Here is an 18,848-nt window from a genome sequence, read left to right on the forward strand (position 1 = left end):
CATCTGCGCCCCCCTCCCGCCACGGAGAGATGACAGAAGAATGCGCCGATGACCGCCTATATCGCAAAACGCCTCATCGCCATGGTGCCGGTGCTTTTCGGGCTCTCCATCATCGTTTTCCTGGTGATGGCGCTGATCCCCGGAGATACCGCCACCGCTATTCTCGGCGCCTATGCGACGCCCGAAAATGTCGAGCGGATCAACCGCGATCTCGGTCTCGACAAGCCGCTGGTGCAGCAATATTTCATCTGGATCGGCAATGTCCTGCACGGTAATTTCGGCCGCTCGTTCACGCTGAACAGGCCGGTTCTCTCCGAAGTGATGGACCGCTTTGGCGCAACGCTGATCCTTGCCGGCACGGCGCTTGTGCTCTGCTCGCTGATCGGGCTTCTCGCCGGCATCGTCTCTGCCGTGCGCCAGTTCGGCTGGGCGGATCGCATCATCACCTTTGTTGTGCTGGCCGGCATTTCCATGCCGTCCTTCTGGCTGGGGCTGCTGCTGATCCTCGTCTTTGCCGTCACCTGGCGGGTGCTTCCGGCAAGCGGCATGTATGCGGTCTATGGCGGCGGCGATCTCCCCGATCTCCTCTATCACCTCATCCTGCCGGCCGCGACGCTCTCGGTGGTGGCAGCCGGCGTCATTGCGCGGCTCACCCGCTCGGCGATGCTGGAAGTGCTGCGGCAGGATTTCATCCGCACCGCCCGCGCCAAGGGCGTGTCTGAAACCCGCGTCATCTATGGCCATGCCTTTCGCGCCGCCATCGTCAGCGTCATCCCTGTCATCGGCATCCAGGCCGGCTTCGTGCTGGGCGGCGCCGTCTATATCGAAACCGTGTTCCAGTGGCCGGGCATCGGGGCGATGATGGTGAAGGCGATTTCCACCCGCGACATTCTTCTCGTGCAGGGCGGCGTGCTGGTGGTGGCGGCAAGCTATGTGCTGTTCAACCTGATGGCCGATGTGGTGCAGACACTGCTTGATCCGAGGATCCGCACATGAGCCTCGCTCTTCAAGACAATGTCACCGCACCCGCCGGCCCGCAGCGCATCTCAACCTTCAAGCTGTTGCTGCAGAGCAAGCTTGCCAGCATCGGCCTCGTCATTCTTCTGCTTCTGGTGGCGATCGTGCTGCTGGCGCCGCTTCTGCCGCTTGCCCACCCTGACCAGACGGCCCCCGCCAACCGCTTGATCCGGCCCTTTGTGACCGCCGCCCATTGGCTCGGTACCGACCAGCTCGGCCGCGATCTCCTAAGCCGCCTTGTCTGGGGAAGCCGCGTCTCGATTGCTGTCGGGTTTGCCGCAACGCTGGTCGCCGCCCTCATCGGCTCGGTCATCGGCCTCGTCTCCGGTTATGCGGGTGGGCGCACCGACAACCTGATGATGCGCGGCATCGACATGCTGATGGCCTTTCCCTACATCCTGCTCGCGCTTGCCATCGTCGCAGCACTGGGGCCGGGGCTGATGAATGCGCTCTATGCGATTGCCATCGTCAACATCCCCTTCTTTGCCCGCAATGTGCGCGGCGTCACGCTCGGGCTTGCGCACCGCGAATTTGTCGATGCGGCAAGGCTCTCCGGCAAGGGACATCTCTCCATCCTCTGGAGCGAGGTCCTGCCGAACGTTGCGCCCGTCATTGTCATCACCATGTCGACTACCGCCGGCTGGATGATCTTGGAAACGGCGGGCTTGAGCTTTCTCGGCCTTGGCGCCCAGCCGCCGCAGGCCGATCTCGGCTCGATGCTCGGCGAAGGCCGCGCGCAACTGTTTACCGCGCCGCATGTCGCTATCGTGCCGGGCCTGATGATTTTCGTCATCGTCATCAGCCTGAACCTCTTGGGGGACGGCGTGCGCGATGCGCTGGACCCCCGCCTCAAATCCGGCGCGCTCTCGCGCCCCGGCCCCGTGACACGCATCGACCGGACGAAACCCGCACCGGCGAACAGCCAGCCCGAGGCCATTCTCTCCATCGAACAGCTGGAAACCGGCTTTCCCGCCGGCAAGAGCACGACGCCGGCCGTGCGCGGCGTGTCGCTGCATCTCGATCGCGGCGAATGCCTTGGCCTCATCGGCGAAAGCGGCTCGGGCAAGAGCGTGACGGCACTGTCCATCATGGGCCTCGTCGCCTCGCCGCCCGGTGTCATCACCGGTGGCGCGATCTATCTCGATGGCGAAGATGTGCTGTCCATGCCGGAAACGCGGCTGATTTCGCTGCGTGGTTCAAAGGTCGCCTATATCTTCCAGGATCCGCTGACGACGCTGCATCCGACCTATACGATCGGCCAGCAGGTGGCCGAAGCGATTTCCGCCCACCAGTCGCTCGGCCGCCGCGAGCTTCGCGAACGCGCCATAGCCCTTCTCGAACAGGTCCGCATTCCCGATGCGGCAGCCCGCGCCGATCATTATCCGCATCAGCTCTCGGGCGGCCAGCGCCAGCGTGTCGGCATTGCCATGGCGCTTGCCAACGATCCCGATGTCATCATTGCCGATGAACCGACGACGGCGCTCGATGTCACCGTACAGGCCGAAATCCTCAGCCTGTTGAAGCAGTTGCAGCAGGAACGTCAGATGGCACTTCTGTTCATCACCCATGATTTCGGCGTTGTGGCGCAGATCTGCGACCGGGTGGCTGTCATGAAGGACGGCGAGATCGTCGAGACCGGGCAGACCCGGACCGTGCTGACACGCCCGCGCCACCCCTACACGAAACGGCTGATTGCCTGCGTGCCCGAGATCGGCGACGGCGACCGGTTTCTGCCGCGCGTCGAAAGGCTGATGGCCAGCCAGACGAAGGAGGCCGCCCAATGAGCGAAACGACAGGCACAAGCCGCACAAGCCGGCGCAACGCCGCCACGCCGCACGCCCTTCGCCTCGAACATGTCTCAAAGACGTTTGGTGGCGGTAAACGCCTGTTTGGCAGAAAACGCCATGCCGTCGAGGCATTAAAAGACGTCTCGCTGGCGCTCACCAAGGGCGAAACGCTGGCCGTCGTCGGTGAAAGCGGCTCGGGAAAAAGCACGCTCGCGCGTATTCTCGTCGGCCTTGAAACGCCTTCTGCCGGCACCATCGAGATTGCCGGGCAGGATGCCGAAGCTCTCACCAGACAAGGGCCGCGCGCCTTTGGCAAGACGGTGCAATATGTGTTTCAGGATCCCGTCGCCTCGCTCAACCCGCGCAAAACCATTCGCGAGGCGCTGGACGCACCGCTGAAACTGCTCTGCGGTTATGATACGGCCAAACGCAAGGCCCGCCTTGGCGAGTTGATGGACGCCGTCGATATGCCGGCCTCCACGCTGTCGCGTTACCCGCACGAGCTTTCCGGCGGACAGGCGCAGCGCATGGCAATCGCCCGGGCGCTGGCCGCCGAAGCGGACATCCTGGTGCTTGACGAGCCGGTGAGCGCGCTCGACGTTTCCGTACAGGCGCAGGTTCTGCTCCTCCTCGAGCGCCTGAAACATCAGCTCAACCTCAGCTACCTCTTCATCAGCCATGACCTTGCCGTCGTGGAAGCCATTGCCGACCGCGTGGCGGTCATGCATTTTGGCGAGGTGGTGGAACTGGAGAGGGCCAAAACGCTGTTTGCGAGCCCGGTGCATCCCTATACGGAAAAACTGATCGGAAGTGCGCCAAGGCTGAATGGGGGCGCGGCGGCCGTGAAGATGTGACGGCGGGAGGAGCGATGGCTTCCCCCGCCTTGCCTTCACCCCTGTGCCAAGACGCATCGGGGCAAAGGTGATCATCCCCGCGGTTCAGATGCCGTTTCGTCCACCTTGCCAAGGCTGCGTGCAGGGCCGGCCAGCGCAGAGCAGGCTAAAGGCCACGCGGTTGCCTCGACACCGAGCGCCGTCCTCAGCCAGGCAAGCGTCATTCGCCGCGTCGCCTCCAACGCGTCCGGGGATTCGACCTCGGTTTCCTTTGCATCGAAGCCTGCAATGCCACCCAGGCCGTGGCCGACGCCCTCAAGGGTCAGCAGCGCCTGCACACCAGGTCCATCGTGATAAGCGTCGGCATGCCAGGAAGGTCCGCGGGTCGTGAAGCGCGGATTGTCGTCCGCACCGCAAACGACCAGGCTCGGTGTTGCAATGCCCGTAAAGTTGAGATCGAAGAAGGGGAAGCGCTCCTCATTCTCCGGCGTCAGGTCCTTGCCGCCGCGGCCGGGCGCTGCAAGCAGGATACCCGCCGAAATGCGGGGATCGGCAAACACCTCGCCAAACAGACGTGCCCCGAGCAGTAGGCTGACGGTATGGCCACCGAAGGAATGGCCCGCAGCAGCAATGCGGTTATGATCCAGCCGACCCGCCACGGCCGGCGCTTGCGCTTCAATATCCGCCAACCGATCGAGGATCCCTGTTATCTCCGCCACACGCTCGCGCCAGAAGAAAGGGGCATTGGGCGCGTCGGCCGCAAGTCCGCCAACGCGTGACGTTGCATGTGTCGGCTGAATGACGGCAAAACCCCGTTCCGCCCAAAACTGCGCAAGCGGCGCATAACCATCCTTGGATGGAATATAAAGCGAAGGCCCATAACCATGCGACAGGATCACGATCGGCAGGCCGCTTCCGCGCGCGGGCGCTGTCAGACGCAGTTCCAGGGGTTGGCGGTCGGCAAGGTCAAGGCGGATCGGCGAATAGGCAACCGTTAAGGTGGCTTCGGGTGTCGGAATGTGACGGGAAAGGTCGGTCAGGTTATTCATGGTCATCCAAAAGGCTCCTGTTGGGAACCCTCAAGATGGACGTGAGCTCTCGGATGATCTATATCTCAGCATCCTCTTTCATTGAGCATAAGTCCGAAGATGTCTGATCCACTCGCACAGATCGTCGCGTTTCTGAAGCCCGTCCCCTCCATCGCCAAGTTGGTGACGGCGGGCGGTAACTGGCTTGTGGAGCGCCAGGAACTCGGTAGTCCCTTCTATTGCGCAATCGTTGAAGGACACTGCCTGCTGACCATCAGCGGCCGGGCTCCCATGACACTTGGCCCCGGCGATTTCGTTCTCGTCCCTGACATCCATTCCTTCACCATGAGCAGTCTTCAGCCACCGCCGCGCGCCACGTTGCCGCAGCGGCTGGAGACGAGCCCTGGCGTCTTTCGCCTCGGCGATCCCTCCTTACCCTCGGAGATCACGGCCATGGTGGGTCACTGCGTCTTCAAAGCGAATGACCGGCCGCTGCTGGTCTCGCTGCTGCCGGATGTCATCAGGGTCACGGGACAGCAAAGACTGATGGATCTGGTGCGGATGATCCACACCGAAACCGTGGACCGGCTGGAAGCAAGGGAGATGGTCCTCACGCGGCTGCTCGAGGTTTTGCTGATCGACGCGTTGCGCAGCGCAGGCGGCGCGATGACCTCCCCAGGATTGCTACGCGGACTGTCAGATGCAAAGCTTGCTCTCGCACTGCAACGGATCCATCAGGATCCGTCGAGCGAGGTGACGGTTGAGGTTCTGTCCCGCGAGGCGGGCATGTCGCGGTCCTCGTTCTTCGACCGGTTTCGACGCCTGGTGGGTGTCGCTCCCATGGAATATGCAACGGCCTGGCGGATGGCGCTTGCAAAAGATCTGCTGCTTCGCCGGGAGGCACCGCTCGCCCATGTCGCCGCGCAGATTGGCTATAGTTCAGCCAGCGCTTTCAACGTGGCCTTCACCCGACATGTGGGCGTCACGCCGGGCGCCTTTGCGCGACAGGATTTGCAGTGACGCCCCGGCTCCCAGTCGGATGAATGACCGATTGGGACGCCATAGGCCGGCCGGAGTGTTTGCCCTCACGCAGCGCTGCGCGTCTTCCACTCTGCCCACAGCACCTGTTTCAATAGGTTTGCGCCGGCAAGAGCCGCGTCGAGCAAGATTTCGCGAGGCCGCGTATGGAGCTTCCGAGCGGGCGCAATCTCAACATTGCACCGGCGGCTGCCGGAAGCAACGATGAAGCGTGTAGTTGTGTTCTGCACGAGGAATATCGATGGATGGGGAACGATCCTTGGGCGCGGGAGCGCACCGCAAGACCGTCAACCTCATCGAGGGCGCCAGGCGCGATGATGCGTCGAACTGGACGACGGGTGGGTCCGTCCCGCGCATAGATTGATTCCATCGACCCGTTCAACATCGCCCGCGTCGAAGTGCTCTCCGGCGCCACCGCCCTTTACGGCGGCAATGCCACCGGCGGCATCATCAACATCATCACCAAAAAGGGCCGGGATGCGGGCGACGGTCTGCATGCCGAAACGCAGGTCGGCATTGCCAGCGGTTTCCAGGGCAGCAGCGATTTCGACCGCAATGCGGCAGGTGCCGTCACCTATAACAGCGCCGACTGGGACGCCCGCCTGTCGGTTTCCGGCAACCGCACCGGCGCCTATTACGATGGCTCCGGCGACATGGTCACGCCTGACATCACCCAATCCTCGACCGCCTTCAATAAGCGCATCGACGTCATGGGTTCGGTCGGCGTGCAGATTGACGAAGATCGCCGCCTCGATGCGACGATGCAGTATTTCGACAGCGCCCAGGACAGCGATTACGGCCTTTATTACGGCCCATTCCTATCGGGTCTCTCCAATCCCAGCCTGTTCGAAGCCCGCTCCGGTTATCAGTCGGATGTCGAGCCTGAGACCCGCCGCAAGATGCTGGCGCTCAGCTATACCGATGCCGATTTCCTCGGCCAGCAATTGCTGCTGCAGGGAGCCGTGCGATCGGAGGATATCGTCTTTAATCCCTTCCCTTCCACGGGCAGCGCTGCCGGCACCTATTTCGGCGCCAGCCAGCAGACGACGGATTATTACAGTTTCAAGGCCGCCATGGTTTCGGAGCTGACCGACACGGTGAAGCTTACCTACGGCGTGGATGCCGACCGAGACAGTTTCTCCGCCAGCCAGTCGATTTTCAACCTGACCACGGCTGTGATATCAGGCGGCATGGATTTCGACACGATCGGCGTCACTGGCCTCTATCCCGATATCGATGTCAGCACCGTTGCCGGTTTTGCCGAAGCCGCCTGGGAAGCCACTGACCGGCTGACCGTGAACGGCGGCCTGCGTTACCAGTTTACCAAGACGGAAGTGGGCAATTTCGTCGGCGCCGCCCAGCAGGTGGCAATCCTCAATGGTGCTGCCACCTCGGCCGATGCCATCCCCGGCGGCGATGTCGATTACGACGCGCTGCTTTTTAATGCCGGCGCGACCTTTGACGTCACCCCCGACCAGCAGGTCTATGCAAACTTCTCGCAAGGCTTCGAACTGCCGGATCCCGCCAAATATTACGGTGTCGGCACCTATACCCTGTCCAATGGACACTACGTCCTGACCGACAGCGTCAATGTCTCCACCTCGGCACTCGAAGCAATCAAGACCGACAGTTTCGAGCTTGGCTTCCGCCATGACGACGGTGCATTGAATGTCGCGGCCGCCGCCTATTATTCGACCTCAGACCGCTCGATCAGCCTCAATCGCACGACACTGACCATCGAGATGAAGGACGAGAAGCGCCGGGTCTACGGCATCGAGGCAGAGGCCGGCTATAAGTTCGACAACGGTTTCGATGTCGGTGTCCTCGGCCACTGGGTGAAGTCGGAAAAGAAGGGTGCCGATGGCTGGTACCAGGAATCGGTCGGCACGGCGAGCACGTCCAAGGCCGGCGGCCACATCGGCTGGGGGAATGAGCGTTTTTCCGTTCGTTTGACCGGCGAGCATGTCTTCAGCCTTGAAGATGATGCCGGCTACGAGATCGAGGGTTATAACCTCTTCAATCTCGGCGGTCGCTACACGTTTGCCGAACAGGCAACCACGATCAATTTCGGCATCCAGAACCTGTTCGATACCGATTACACCACCGTCTGGGGCTCGCGCGCAAAGGCGCTTTACGGCGCCCTCGTCGACGAGTCGGTCTTCGACTACCACGGCCGTGGCCGCACCTTCGCGATCTCGGTCACCAAGGTATTTTGAAAATCGGCAAGGGCGCCGGAATGACCCGGCGCCCGGACGACTGACAGACCCATGCAGGGCAGCGCGGTAAGAGCGACCGGCATCAACCGGAGCGCTCGCACTCTCACACACACGCTCACTGGCAAACGCCCGGCGGCTGGCACCGGGCGCACCGTCTCAGGGGAATGCGATATCGCCGATCACGCGCACGCGCACGCGGCGTGCGCCGCCCGGCAGATAAGCGATCGGGATATCCTCGACCTCAAGCGTCTTCAGGCTTGACCGGCTGGCACCGGAGGCAACGGCTGCGTTCTCCGCCTCCGTCTCGGCCTTCGCCAGCGCCTCATCTCGGCTCAGGCCGGAAAAGACCTGGTCGACCTCACCGGAGACCTGCGCCATCGCAGCACCCAGCGCATTGGCGACGCCGGCGTTTTCGACGCGCAGGACTTCGGACGCCCCGGCAATCCGGTCGGGGATCAGGAAGGCGCCTCCACCAACGGCAATCAACGGAACGTCGTCGGCTGACGTCTTCATCTGGTCAAAACTGTCGGTGACCATGGCGCGGATACGCAAAAGGCTCGCCTTGACCAAGGCAGGATCGAGAGTTTTCACCCGGTCCTTGTCACCCATATCGATCAAGCCGGCCGCAACGGCGACATCCGATGTCGTCAGCGTATTGCCGCCAAAGACGAGAGCGTCGCTCAGAATGCGATAGCCGACAGAGCGTGGTCCGATCCTGCCGGTATCAGGATCGATGATCGTGCCACCGCCAAGCGCGATCGGCAGCAGGTCAGGCATCCGGAACAGGGTACGCACCCCGCCGATATGAACGATGTTGTTGGCTTCACGCGGAAAACCGCCAACGAGGCAGCCGATATCCGATGTCGTGCCGCCGACATCGACGACCATCGCGTCGGTCAATCCGGTGAGAAACGCCGCCCCGCGCATCGAATTGGTCGGACCCGAGGCAAAGCTGTGCACCGGGTTTGCCGCCGCCACATCGGCAAGGGCAACCGTGCCGTCATTCTGCGTCAGATAGAACGGCGCGGTGACGCCTGCCTCGCGCAGCGCATCCGAAAACGCCTGCACCGTGGTGCGGCCGAGCGATTGCAGCGCCGCGTTCAGCAGGGCGACATTCTCGCGTTCCAGCAGGCCGATGCGGCCGAGCGTGTGCGACAGGGTGATTTTTGCGTCCGGGATCACTGAACGGACGATCTCGGCGGCCACCACCTCGCATTCGGTGGTGAGCGGCGAAAAGGTCGCCGAGATTGCGATGGACGTGATGCCGGCGTCGCGGATCTTCATCGCCGCTTCGCGGATCTCGTCGGGGATCATCGGCACCAGCGGACTGCCGTCATATTCATGGCCGCCATGCACCATGAAGATCATCGGATCGACACAGGCGCGCAGATCATCCGGCCAGTCGCACATCGGCGGCAGCGACCGCCCGGTCGGCAGCGCGATGCGGATCGCAGCAACCCGCTCCAACCGGGCGCGTTCAACCACGGCATTGGTGAAATGGGTGGTGCCGATCATCACAGCGTCAATGGGTCGATCAGTCTGGCCGACAAAGCCGGATACATGCGCCAGTGCCGATTTCACGCCGGACATCACGTCCTGCGTCGTGGGAACCTTGATCGAGGACAGGATCGTGTCGCCATCAATCAGCACGGCATCCGTATTGGTGCCGCCAACGTCAATACCGATGCGTTTCATGAAAATACCGATGTAAAGTCAATGTCATAACCGAAGGCCCTGGGGCCGACAGCCGCGATGCCCGCAGGCGATGTCAAAAGCGCCGGCGCCGGCAGTGCCACCACGGTCACCCGCTGGCCATAGCGCACCGATTCCGTGCCAATCGCGCTGCCGGACACTGTGTCCAGAAGGCAGATGAGATCTGGCGTCATGGCAACCGGATGGCCATCGCGGAAGGCGACGGCCCATTCGTTCTGGAAGCCGAGTTCCATGCGCGAACCCTTGTCCGCATCAATGCCCTCGATCAGCGTGGTGCCGCGCAAAAAGCCGCCGGTGGTTTCGCGGGCGACATCGATCACCTTGCCGCGAAACAGCTGCTTGCCGCCTTCGTGATCAAGCACGGCCTGCACAGGATCGTCATGACGCGCGCGCGCCTCGATGACGGCTCGGCCAAGTTCGACGGCCTTGGTGACGGTGTAATGGATACCCCAATCCTTCACTTCGCGCCCGGTGCGTGGCGCCTTGCAGGTGGCAGCCGTCGAACCGACCTCGGTGCAGACCTTGCGCGAGATGCGCTCCATCCATTTCCACGAAGCGGCACGGGTTACGATGACTTCATTGTCACGCACATCGACAAGCGACAGCGGAAACATCGGTAGATTGCCGATGGCAAAGGAGGTCATCTGCGCTTCGGGATAGGCACGTCCCATCGCATCGGCATTCACAACAGGCCGGCCAAGCATGGCGGCCGCGAGAAACGACGACAGCGCATTCGAACCGCCGATCTCGACGCTCATGATGGCGCGGAATGGCCTGCCGAGATAATCTTCCATCACTTCGACCGCACGCGCGAGATGGGCTGGATCGCCGAGACGTTCCTGCCCCACCAGCGGCGCGCCCATTTTTGACACGACGGCCACCATGTCGTCGTCTTCCAGCGCCATCGGATCCATCACCTGGACACGGCGGCCTTCGGCATAAAGACGGCGCAAATTGAGGGTGGAAATATAAGGATTGCCCCCGCCCCCGGTTCCCAGAATCCACGCGCCGGTGGCAAGCGGCTCGATATTTTCTTCGGCAAATTCTTCAAGCATGTGTCACCTTCGACCGTGCAATATCGCCAGCGGTTCATCTGTCGCGCGACACATTGCCTCTGTCATTCTGCGGCTTGGACTTTATCGGCGGGATAGGTCTCAACCCGGCGATATCAAGGGATGATGCCGGCCCCGCATTTCTGGGGGCCGGCAGGTCTTGAGGGGGGGGCGACGATCAGTTCGCCTTGCAATCCCAATAGAAGTTGGAGAAGTTCAGGTCCCAGCTCTGCATCGGAATGAAGGCATAACCCTGCAGGCACTTGTTGGCGCCGTAACGACGGTTCGGCGCAACGGCCCATACGTCGGGCTGCAGCTCGGCGATCTTGGTCTGCAGTTCCTTATAGGTGGCGTTCTGGGCCGCCACGTCGGTTTCGCCCCGTGCCTTGTCGATCAGCGCGTCGATTTCCGGATTCTGCAACCATTCCATCGACCACCAGGTGCCGGCGGCCTTGGAATGATACTGGTTGTAGAACATCGAATCCGGCGAGGGATAGCTCGGCGAGACGTTGACCTGCGTCGAAGCCGGCGTCGTTTCCGGCTTGGCGGACAGCTCGACAATGCGGTTCCACGGCTCCGGCTTGATGTCGAGCGTGATGCCGATCTGCTCGAGATTGGCCTGCAGCAGCAGTGCCACCTCCGCCTCGAAGGCGAGCGAGGCGACATAGCTGTTCACCAGCGTGATCTTCTGGCCGGCATATTTCGACTTCGCCAGTTCTTCCTTGGCCTTTTCGAGGTCAAAGACGCCGGGCTCTATGCCGTCGTTATGAGCGTCCTTGAACGCGTCCGACAAGGGCCCCTTCATATCGAAGCCGGGATAGATGACCTCCTGAATGGTCTTGTAGTCGGTGGCATAGGCAATGGCCCGGCGCACATACACGTCGTCGGTCGGATAGACCTTGGTGTTGAGCTTGATGACAAAGCCGCCGGCCGTGCGGGTCTGGATCAGCTTGTAGCCGTCCATCTTGCCGATCGCCTCGTAGGTATCGTTGCCGAGACCATGCGAGGAAAGGCCAAGCTCGCCCTTTTCGGCCAGCGCCTTGACGGTTGCGTCGTCGCTGGTCTGGATAAAGCGCACTTCGTCGATCGGCTTGCCCTTGGTCCAGCCGAGGAAATAGTCGGCATTGCGGGCGATGACCATATCGGCCGAGCGATTGTAGCTGATCAGCTTGTAGGGGCCGGAACCCGCCGAATGTTCGCCGACATAGGTTTCACCCCACTTGTCTTCAGCCTTGGTATTGGCCTCGATCAGCTTCTGGTTCATGGCCATGAAGATCGGAGTAACCGACATGAACGGTGCAAACCGGCGTTCAAGCTTGAAGACCACAGTCACATCATCCGGCGTGGTGATGTTTTCCGGCTTGATCAGCCCGACGATGAGGTTGGACGGGCCCTTGTTGATGCCGATCAGGCGTTTCACCGACCAGGCGATGTCGGACGCCTTGAGCGCCGTGCCGTCCTGGAATTTCGCATCGTCGCGCAGGTGGAACGTGTAGGTCAGTCCATCAGGCGAAATGTCCCAGGACTTTGCCAGATGCGGCACGATCTCGCCCGACGGGCTGACGGTCGTGAGCCCATCATACATGTTCACGATCGCCATGTAGCCGGTATAGTCGGTCACCTTGGCCGGATCGAGCGACGAGAAAATCTGCATCGTGTTGACGGCGATCGAGACCTTGTCATCCGACAGGGCAACGGCAGATGTCAGCGACAGGCCGATAGCAGTGCCGACCGCAAGCATGGCAAGGCGCGATGTGATGGAATGCACGTTCATTCAAGTTCTCCTCTTTCACGGGATTTTTCCCGCTTGTGTTAAAGCTGATCAGGCAGCCGTCTGAGCAAGCGCAGGCAGCGGCGAAAATGGGATTTCGGGGTAACCGAAGGCTGCCGGCCCGACGACCTCAAGCGCCCGCGCGCTGCGCAACAGGTCATGGCAGGCGATCGCAACCACCGCGACACGCTGGCCGTAACGCAGCATTTCCGTGGTGATCGGATAACCGGTATCGACATCGAGCAGCACGATCAGGTCAGGCACGGTCACCTCGACCTCGCCATTGCGGCGGAAGATCAGGAACTCGTTCTGGATCGCGACACCGGCCGACTGGCCGGTGCAGTCGTCAAAGCCGGTCAGTTCGATATCGCCAACGGAAAAGCCGCCGCGCAGATGGCGCTTCAGGTCGCTGATCTTGCCGTTGAAGATCCGCCGCCCGCCTTCCAGCGCACAGACGGCTGCAATCGGATCCTCCTGCGCCTTGCGGGCACGGATTACCGCCTCGCCCAGCGCAATCGCCTTGGTATAGCTCTTCGGGATGCCGTACTGGTGGACGTAATGCGCCTGCATCGGCGCGGTTGCCAGCATCGCACCGCCACCCTGGGCAACAACGCAGGCACGCGCCATGCGCTCATGCCAGACTTCCGAGACGGCATGGCTGAAGATCACCGCATTGCCATGCAGATCGCACATCACTGACGGTGTCGAGCTATGCCCGTAGATCGAAAACGTCGTCATCTGCATTTCGGGAAAAGCACGGCCCATGCCGTCGCAATCGAGCATCGGCAACCCGCCAAGTGCTGCCGTCACCAGCGGATTGATGGCATTGGCACCGCCGATTTCCTCGCAGACCATGGCATCGATCGGGGCGCGGATCAGGTCTTCCATGGCTCTGAGGCACCGCAGCCCCTCGCGGCCTTCCCGCAGACGCTCGACACCGACGACCGGCGCGCCGATCCCGCCGATGGACATGCAGAGCGCATCGCCCTCGATCCGGTCGGTGGCGAGAATTTTCATCTCGTAACCTTCCTTCATCGCCTGAAGCGCCAGTAGCTTGCCCTGATAGGGATTGCCGCCGCCGCCAGTTCCAAGGATACCCGCGCCGATTTCCAGCGCATCGAGGTCTTCGACCGTCAGCGTGCGGAGGTCCGCTTCGTCATATTTCAGCTTGCGCGCCTCAGCCATGATGGGCTCCCATTTCTCCGACGACTTTGACGTGAATGCGGGTGGCATTGCCCGGCAGATAAGCCAGCGGCATGTCCTCGCGTTCGATGACCTCAAGGGTTTCAGCCAACGCGCCAGCGGCAATCGCCTTTTCACGCGCCTCGGCTTCGGCTTCGGCCAGCGCGCTTTCGCGCGTGCGACCATCGATCAGCGAGAAGACGCGATCCGTCTCGCCGCTGATCTGGGCAATGGCAGCGCCAACCGCATTGGCAACCGCGAAATTCTCTGGCCGGATCACCTCGAGATTGCCGATCCGGTCGGGCATCAGGATCGAACCACCGCCGACAGCAATGACCGGCACCGGCGTCGACGAAATGCGGCTGCGCTCGACACAGGCTTCGAGCATCTGGTCGATCTTGAGCATTGCGGCCGCAACCAGTGTCTGATCGAGCTTTGCAACCAGCGCCCGGTCACCCACATCGGCCTTGTTGGACGCCACGGCGATATCGGTTGCCGTCAGCGTCGCACCGCCGAAGCAGATCGCATCGGTGCGCACGCGGTAGCCGACCGATTTGGGGCCGACGGTCACGCCGCTATCGCCGTTGACCACCAGCGAGCCGCCGCCGAGACCGATCGAGAACACGTCGGGCATGCGGAAATTGGTGCGCACGCCGCCGATATCGACGGTCGTTGACGCCTGGCGCGGAAAACCGTGCGACAAGGAGCCGACATCTGACGTGGTGCCGCCGACATCGACCACGACCGCATCTTTGATGCCGGTGAGAAAGGCAGCACCACGCATCGAATTGGTCGGCCCGGAGGCAAATGTCAGCACCGGGAAAGACCGTACGACGTCCGCCGCCATCAACGTTCCATCATTTTGAGTAATGTAGAACGGGCATGTGATCCCGGCAGCCGCCAGCGCCTTGCCAAAGGCGGTAACCGTGCGATCGGCAAGCGACAGCAGGCTCGCATTCATGATTGCGGCGCTTTCACGGGCCAGCAGGCCGTGCCGGCCGATATCCCTCGACATCACGACCGGCAGCCCCGGGCATTGCTCCTGCAGGATCTCCCTGGCGCGCCGTTCCATGGCATCGTTGATGCCGCTGAACACGCAGGTCACCGCCGCAGCCTTCAGGCCCTTGGCCCTGACGTCACCGGCGATCCGCACAATGGCGTCTTCGTCGAGCGGCGACAGCACACGACCATCGAATTCATAGCCACCCTTGACCTGATAGCCATGGTTGCCAACGATCTCGCGAAGATCGTCCGGCCAATCGACCATCGGCGGCAGGCCGGCACCAGAGGGCAGACCGAGACGGATTGCCGCGACCTCATCCATGTGGCGGCGTTCGATCACGGCATTGGTGAAATGCGTGGTCCCGATCATCACGGCCACGATCTTGGCGCGGTCGATACCCGATGCCGCGATCACCTTTTCAAGCGCTTCCAGCACGCCCGACGTCACATCCTCGGTCGTCGGGGCCTTGACGCCGGCCAAAACCGACTTGCCCTCCAGAACCACGGCATCCGTATTGGTGCCGCCTACATCTACCCCTACGCGATACACGTCAGGTTTCTCCTCAATCATGCTGTTGTCTTGACAAGGAAGCGCGTGCGCTCTTCCTCGGTAACGACGGGCTTCAGCCGCTCTTCCACATCGGTGACGACGGGGATCGCTGCAATCAGCGCGCGGGTATAGGGATGTTTCGGGTCAGCAAAGACCTCGGGCGTGGCGCCTTCCTCGACGATCTCGCCACGCAACATCACTGCGATGCGCGAGCAGAAATTGCGCATCAACGACAGGTCGTGGCTGATCATCAGATAGGTCAGGCCGAGATCCTGGCGCAGCTGCACCAGAAGCTCGATCACCGTCTTCTGGACAGACACGTCGAGGGCTGCGGTTGGCTCGTCGAGGATCAGGATCTTCGGCTCTGCCGCCAGTGCGCGGGCAATCGCCACGCGCTGCTTCTGGCCGCCCGACAGCTCATGCGGATACTTTGCCAGATAGGATTGCGGCAGCCGCACGAGATCGAGCAACTCCGTCATCCGCGCTTCGCGGGCATCGGAGCCCATGCCGATCGACGTTAACGGAAGGCTGAGTGTCTGTTTGACGGTGCGCTTCGGATTGAGCGACGTGCCGGGGTTCTGGTAGACGATCTGGGTCAGGCGACGTCCACGACCGGGAGCCGGGGCATCGATGGCAACAGTGCCTGACGTCGCCCGCGACAATTCCATGATGATACGGGCAACCGAAGTTTTACCGGAACCGGATTCGCCCGCCAGACCAAAAATCTCCCCTTCGCGCAGTGTCAGGTCGACATCGCGGATGGCATGAAAGCCCGGGCGTTTACCATAGATCTTGTTCAAGCCCCTGATCGTCACGATCGGTTCGCGATCGCTCTGCGGCAGGGTGATCACCCGCGGACCATAAAGCGGCGGCACGGCTTCCAGCAGCGCCTGTGTATAGGCTGCTTTCGGATTGCTGAGGATGTCAGCGCAGGCACCGGTTTCGACGATGTCTCCATGATGCATCACCACAACCCGGTCGGCGACCTTGCGCACGACCCCGAGATTGTGGGTGATCATCAGCAGCGCCATGTTTTCTTGCTTGACCAGGCTGTTGATCAGGTTGAGGATTTCGTCCTGCGTGGTGACATCAAGCGCAGTACCCGGTTCGTCGGCGATCAGAAGTTTCGGCTGATGCAGCAGGGCAAGTCCGATCAGCACGCGCTGGCGCATGCCACCCGACAGTTCCGATGGATAAGCATCCATCACCCGCTCGCCATCCGCCAGTTGAACCCTGCGCAGCACGGCCGCGATCCGGGTTCGGCGCTCGGCTTTTGATGAGGAAATGCCGTTGCGCTTGTCGGCAAACCGCATCACGTCATCGAGATGCGTGCCGATCTTGAACACGGGATTAAAGGACGACAGAGGGTCCTGCATGATCAGCGAGAAGGCTGTGCCCTTCAAGGCTTCCCGGTCCGGCTTCGGCAAGGCCAGAATATCCTGCCCGGCAAAGCGGATCGTGCCGGAACTGATCGCAGCGTTGTTTGGCAAGGTGCCGATGATTGCCTTGGCCGTCACAGACTTGCCCGATCCGGTTTCTCCGATCAGGGCAACGCGCTCGCCAGCAGCAACCTCAAAGCTCACATCGCGCAGCACCTGCCGGCTGCGGCCATAACTAACAAAGGAGACATTGAGCTTATCGACGCTCAGAAGCGGTTCGGCCATCTCAGTTCTCCACATCGAACATGTCGCGCAGGCCGTCGCCCAGCAGGTTGAAACCAAGCGTCACGTAGAACACCATGGCGCCCGGGCAGAGCACTTCCCACCAGAAGTCCGGCATGAACTGGCGACCGTCCGCGACCATCGAGCCAAGATCGGGCGTGGGCGGCTTTACGCCGAAACCAAGGAAGCTGAGCGTTGCGCCAAACAGGATGACAAAGGCCGCATCGAGCGTGGTCTTCACCGAGATCACCGCCATGCAGTTTGGCAGGATCTCGCGAAACAGGATGTGAATCGGCCCGGCGCCTGCCAGCCGCGCCGCCTCGATATAGTCTTCGGCTGCGATCGACTTGGAGACCGAATAGATCAGCCGTGCATGCCAGGTCCACCACAGGAGGGTGATGGCGATCATCGCATTGATGAGCGTCGGCTCGAGCAGGTTGGACACGGCAAGCGCCATGACCAGCGGCGGCATGGCGAGCATCACATTCGTCAGGCCGGTGATCAGCTTTTCGACCCAGCCGCCGAAATAGCCGGCGATCAGGCCAAGCACCGTGCCGACCGGCACCGAAATGCCGAGAACGCCGATCACCAGCAGCAGCGAAACCCGAAGACCGAACACCGTGCGCGAAAAGATGTCGCGGCCAGCCTTGTCGGTGCCGAACCAGTGGCTGGCATCCGGAGGCAGATGTCGGGCGCGAAAATCGACCACGGCGCCGACATGCTTCGGATAGGGTGTCAGCCAGGGCGCGAAGACAGCGAGGATCACGATCGAGAGCAGGATCAGCGAGCCGATCACCGCCGCCGGATTACGGCTGAACCGGTACCACATCATATAGCCTGAACTCAGGCCACGGTCGGAAGCATCAAGCATTTTTATGTCGGCCATCAGCGTGCCTCCTTGCGGCGCAGTCGTGGGTCGATGATCGAGATCACGACGTCAACGATGAGGTTGGCGATGATGAAGAACAGGCCGGCGACCAGAACCACCGCGGTGACCGCATTCAGATCCTTTTGCAGGATCGAAGTGAGGCCATAGGAGGCAAACCCACCCCAGGCAAAGATCATTTCGATGACGAAGGCATTGCCGATCAGCGACGCGAATTCGAGCCCCATGATCGTCAGCGGCGCAATCGACGACAGTTTCAGCAGATACCGGAAGATGATGACGCGCTCCGGCACGCCAAAACTCTTCAGCGTCAGCACATGATCCTTGCGCTGGTTCTCCAGCATCGAGGAACGGGTAATGCGGGTGATCTGACCAATGCCTGCCATCGACAGTGCGAAAGCCGGCAGCGCCAGATGTTTTAGCGCGTTGAGAACGACGTCAAACCGTCCGGCTAGCATGCCGTCGATCAGCAGGAACCCGGTCGGGCCGCCCTGCCAGGAAAGCCCATGGTCGAGCCGGCCGATGATCGGCCAGTCGGTGAGGTAGCGGGCAGCAACCAGCTGCATGGTGATGGCAAACAGGAAGCTTGGGATGGTTACGCCAGTCAGGGACAGGAAACGACCGACATAATCGAAGGTCCGGTTTCGGTAATGGGCGGTGACCACGCCGAGCGGGATCGCCACAGCGAACATGAAGATAACCGAGACCAGAACCAGTTCAACCGTCGCCGGCACCGTCTGGGCGAGATCAGTCGTCACCGGGCGTTGCGAGACCAGCGACATGCCGAGATCGCCGCTGAGCGCCTTACCCGCATAGTCGAGATATTGCACCGGCAGCGGCCGGTCGAGCCCCATCTGCTGGCGCAGTGCCTCGACCTGCTCCTGGTTTGCGGCAGGACCGAGCGCCATGCGTGCCGGATCACCCGGGACAACGCGCGCCAGAATGAAAATCATGATGGATAGGGCGATCATGACGAGCACGAACATGCCAAGCCGGGCCAGGATTGCGACCAACGGATGTTGCTGCATCGGCGGGGAGTTTCCTTGTGCATCAGCTGCCTAGGCTTAAACATCTCCTTCTGCCGCCTTGCGAGCAACCGCCAAAAGGTATAG

General features: G+C 61.8%; 14 protein-coding genes. 5 read left to right on the forward strand and 9 right to left on the reverse strand.

Features of this window, described 5'->3' with window-relative positions; translation table 11 throughout:
* Positions 1-48: 48 nt before the first annotated feature.
* The 3 genes from AC4CWF_RS20790 to AC4CWF_RS20800 are packed head-to-tail and all read left to right on the forward strand — an operon-like array spanning position 49 to position 3,658.
* On the forward strand, positions 49-996 hold the full coding sequence (locus AC4CWF_RS20790) for an ABC transporter permease (RefSeq protein WP_491287246.1): 948 nt from the start codon (positions 49-51) through the stop codon (positions 994-996).
* The gene (locus tag AC4CWF_RS20795; protein ID WP_491287249.1) at positions 993-2,801 is read left to right on the forward strand and encodes a dipeptide/oligopeptide/nickel ABC transporter permease/ATP-binding protein; all 1,809 of its coding nucleotides are present in this window, start codon (positions 993-995) and stop codon (positions 2,799-2,801) included. Before AC4CWF_RS20790 ends, AC4CWF_RS20795 begins: the two co-directional genes overlap by 4 nt.
* On the forward strand, positions 2,798-3,658 hold the full coding sequence (locus AC4CWF_RS20800) for an ATP-binding cassette domain-containing protein (protein ID WP_491287251.1): 861 nt from the start codon (positions 2,798-2,800) through the stop codon (positions 3,656-3,658). Before AC4CWF_RS20795 ends, AC4CWF_RS20800 begins: the two co-directional genes overlap by 4 nt.
* Before the next feature lie 71 nt (positions 3,659-3,729).
* Here the strand turns inward: AC4CWF_RS20800 and AC4CWF_RS20805 are convergent, their stop codons facing one another.
* Complete coding sequence (locus AC4CWF_RS20805; RefSeq protein WP_491287730.1) at positions 3,730-4,686, reverse strand: alpha/beta hydrolase family protein; 957 nt, start codon at positions 4,684-4,686, stop codon at positions 3,730-3,732.
* 99 nt (positions 4,687-4,785) lie between these two features.
* Between AC4CWF_RS20805 and AC4CWF_RS20810 the strand changes: the two genes are divergently transcribed.
* Positions 4,786-5,685 carry an AraC family transcriptional regulator gene (locus AC4CWF_RS20810; RefSeq protein WP_491287253.1) on the forward strand — a complete coding sequence of 300 codons (900 nt, stop codon included), beginning with the start codon at positions 4,786-4,788 and terminating at the stop codon, positions 5,683-5,685.
* 416 nt (positions 5,686-6,101) lie between these two features.
* Positions 6,102-7,919, forward strand: coding sequence for a TonB-dependent receptor (locus AC4CWF_RS20815; RefSeq protein ID WP_491287255.1), 1,818 nt, complete (start codon positions 6,102-6,104; stop codon positions 7,917-7,919).
* A gap of 156 nt (positions 7,920-8,075) precedes the next feature.
* Here AC4CWF_RS20815 and AC4CWF_RS20820 read toward each other — a convergent pair whose 3' ends face one another.
* The 8 genes from AC4CWF_RS20820 to AC4CWF_RS20855 form a co-directional block, all read right to left on the reverse strand.
* The gene (locus AC4CWF_RS20820; protein WP_491287257.1) at positions 8,076-9,614 is read right to left on the reverse strand and encodes a hydantoinase/oxoprolinase N-terminal domain-containing protein; all 1,539 of its coding nucleotides are present in this window, start codon (positions 9,612-9,614) and stop codon (positions 8,076-8,078) included.
* Positions 9,611-10,687: an S-methyl thiohydantoin desulfurase family protein gene (locus tag AC4CWF_RS20825; RefSeq protein WP_491287259.1), complete on the reverse strand. Its 1,077-nt coding sequence runs from the start codon at positions 10,685-10,687 to the stop codon at positions 9,611-9,613. Before AC4CWF_RS20825 ends, AC4CWF_RS20820 begins: the two co-directional genes overlap by 4 nt.
* Positions 10,688-10,862: 175 nt before the next feature.
* Positions 10,863-12,458: an ABC transporter substrate-binding protein gene (locus AC4CWF_RS20830; protein ID WP_491287261.1), complete on the reverse strand. Its 1,596-nt coding sequence runs from the start codon at positions 12,456-12,458 to the stop codon at positions 10,863-10,865.
* A 48-nt stretch (positions 12,459-12,506) separates the two neighbouring features.
* The gene (locus AC4CWF_RS20835; protein WP_491287263.1) at positions 12,507-13,640 is read right to left on the reverse strand and encodes an S-methyl thiohydantoin desulfurase family protein; all 1,134 of its coding nucleotides are present in this window, start codon (positions 13,638-13,640) and stop codon (positions 12,507-12,509) included.
* Positions 13,633-15,189, reverse strand: a complete 1,557-nt coding sequence (locus AC4CWF_RS20840; protein WP_491287265.1) for a hydantoinase/oxoprolinase N-terminal domain-containing protein — start codon at positions 15,187-15,189, stop codon at positions 13,633-13,635. The genes AC4CWF_RS20835 and AC4CWF_RS20840 overlap by 8 nt, the downstream gene beginning before the upstream one ends.
* A 17-nt stretch (positions 15,190-15,206) precedes the next feature.
* Entirely contained in the window at positions 15,207-16,853 is a 1,647-nt protein-coding gene (gene nikE, locus AC4CWF_RS20845) for a nickel ABC transporter ATP-binding protein NikE (protein WP_491287267.1), read from the reverse strand.
* 1 nt (position 16,854) lies between these two features.
* Complete coding sequence (locus AC4CWF_RS20850; protein ID WP_491287269.1) at positions 16,855-17,736, reverse strand: ABC transporter permease; 882 nt, start codon at positions 17,734-17,736, stop codon at positions 16,855-16,857.
* On the reverse strand, positions 17,736-18,764 hold the full coding sequence (locus AC4CWF_RS20855; RefSeq protein WP_491287271.1) for an ABC transporter permease: 1,029 nt from the start codon (positions 18,762-18,764) through the stop codon (positions 17,736-17,738). Before AC4CWF_RS20855 ends, AC4CWF_RS20850 begins: the two co-directional genes overlap by 1 nt.
* Between the last annotated feature and the right edge of the window lie 84 nt (positions 18,765-18,848).

It is taken from the genome of Neorhizobium sp. PAMB6630 (genome assembly GCF_058242775.1).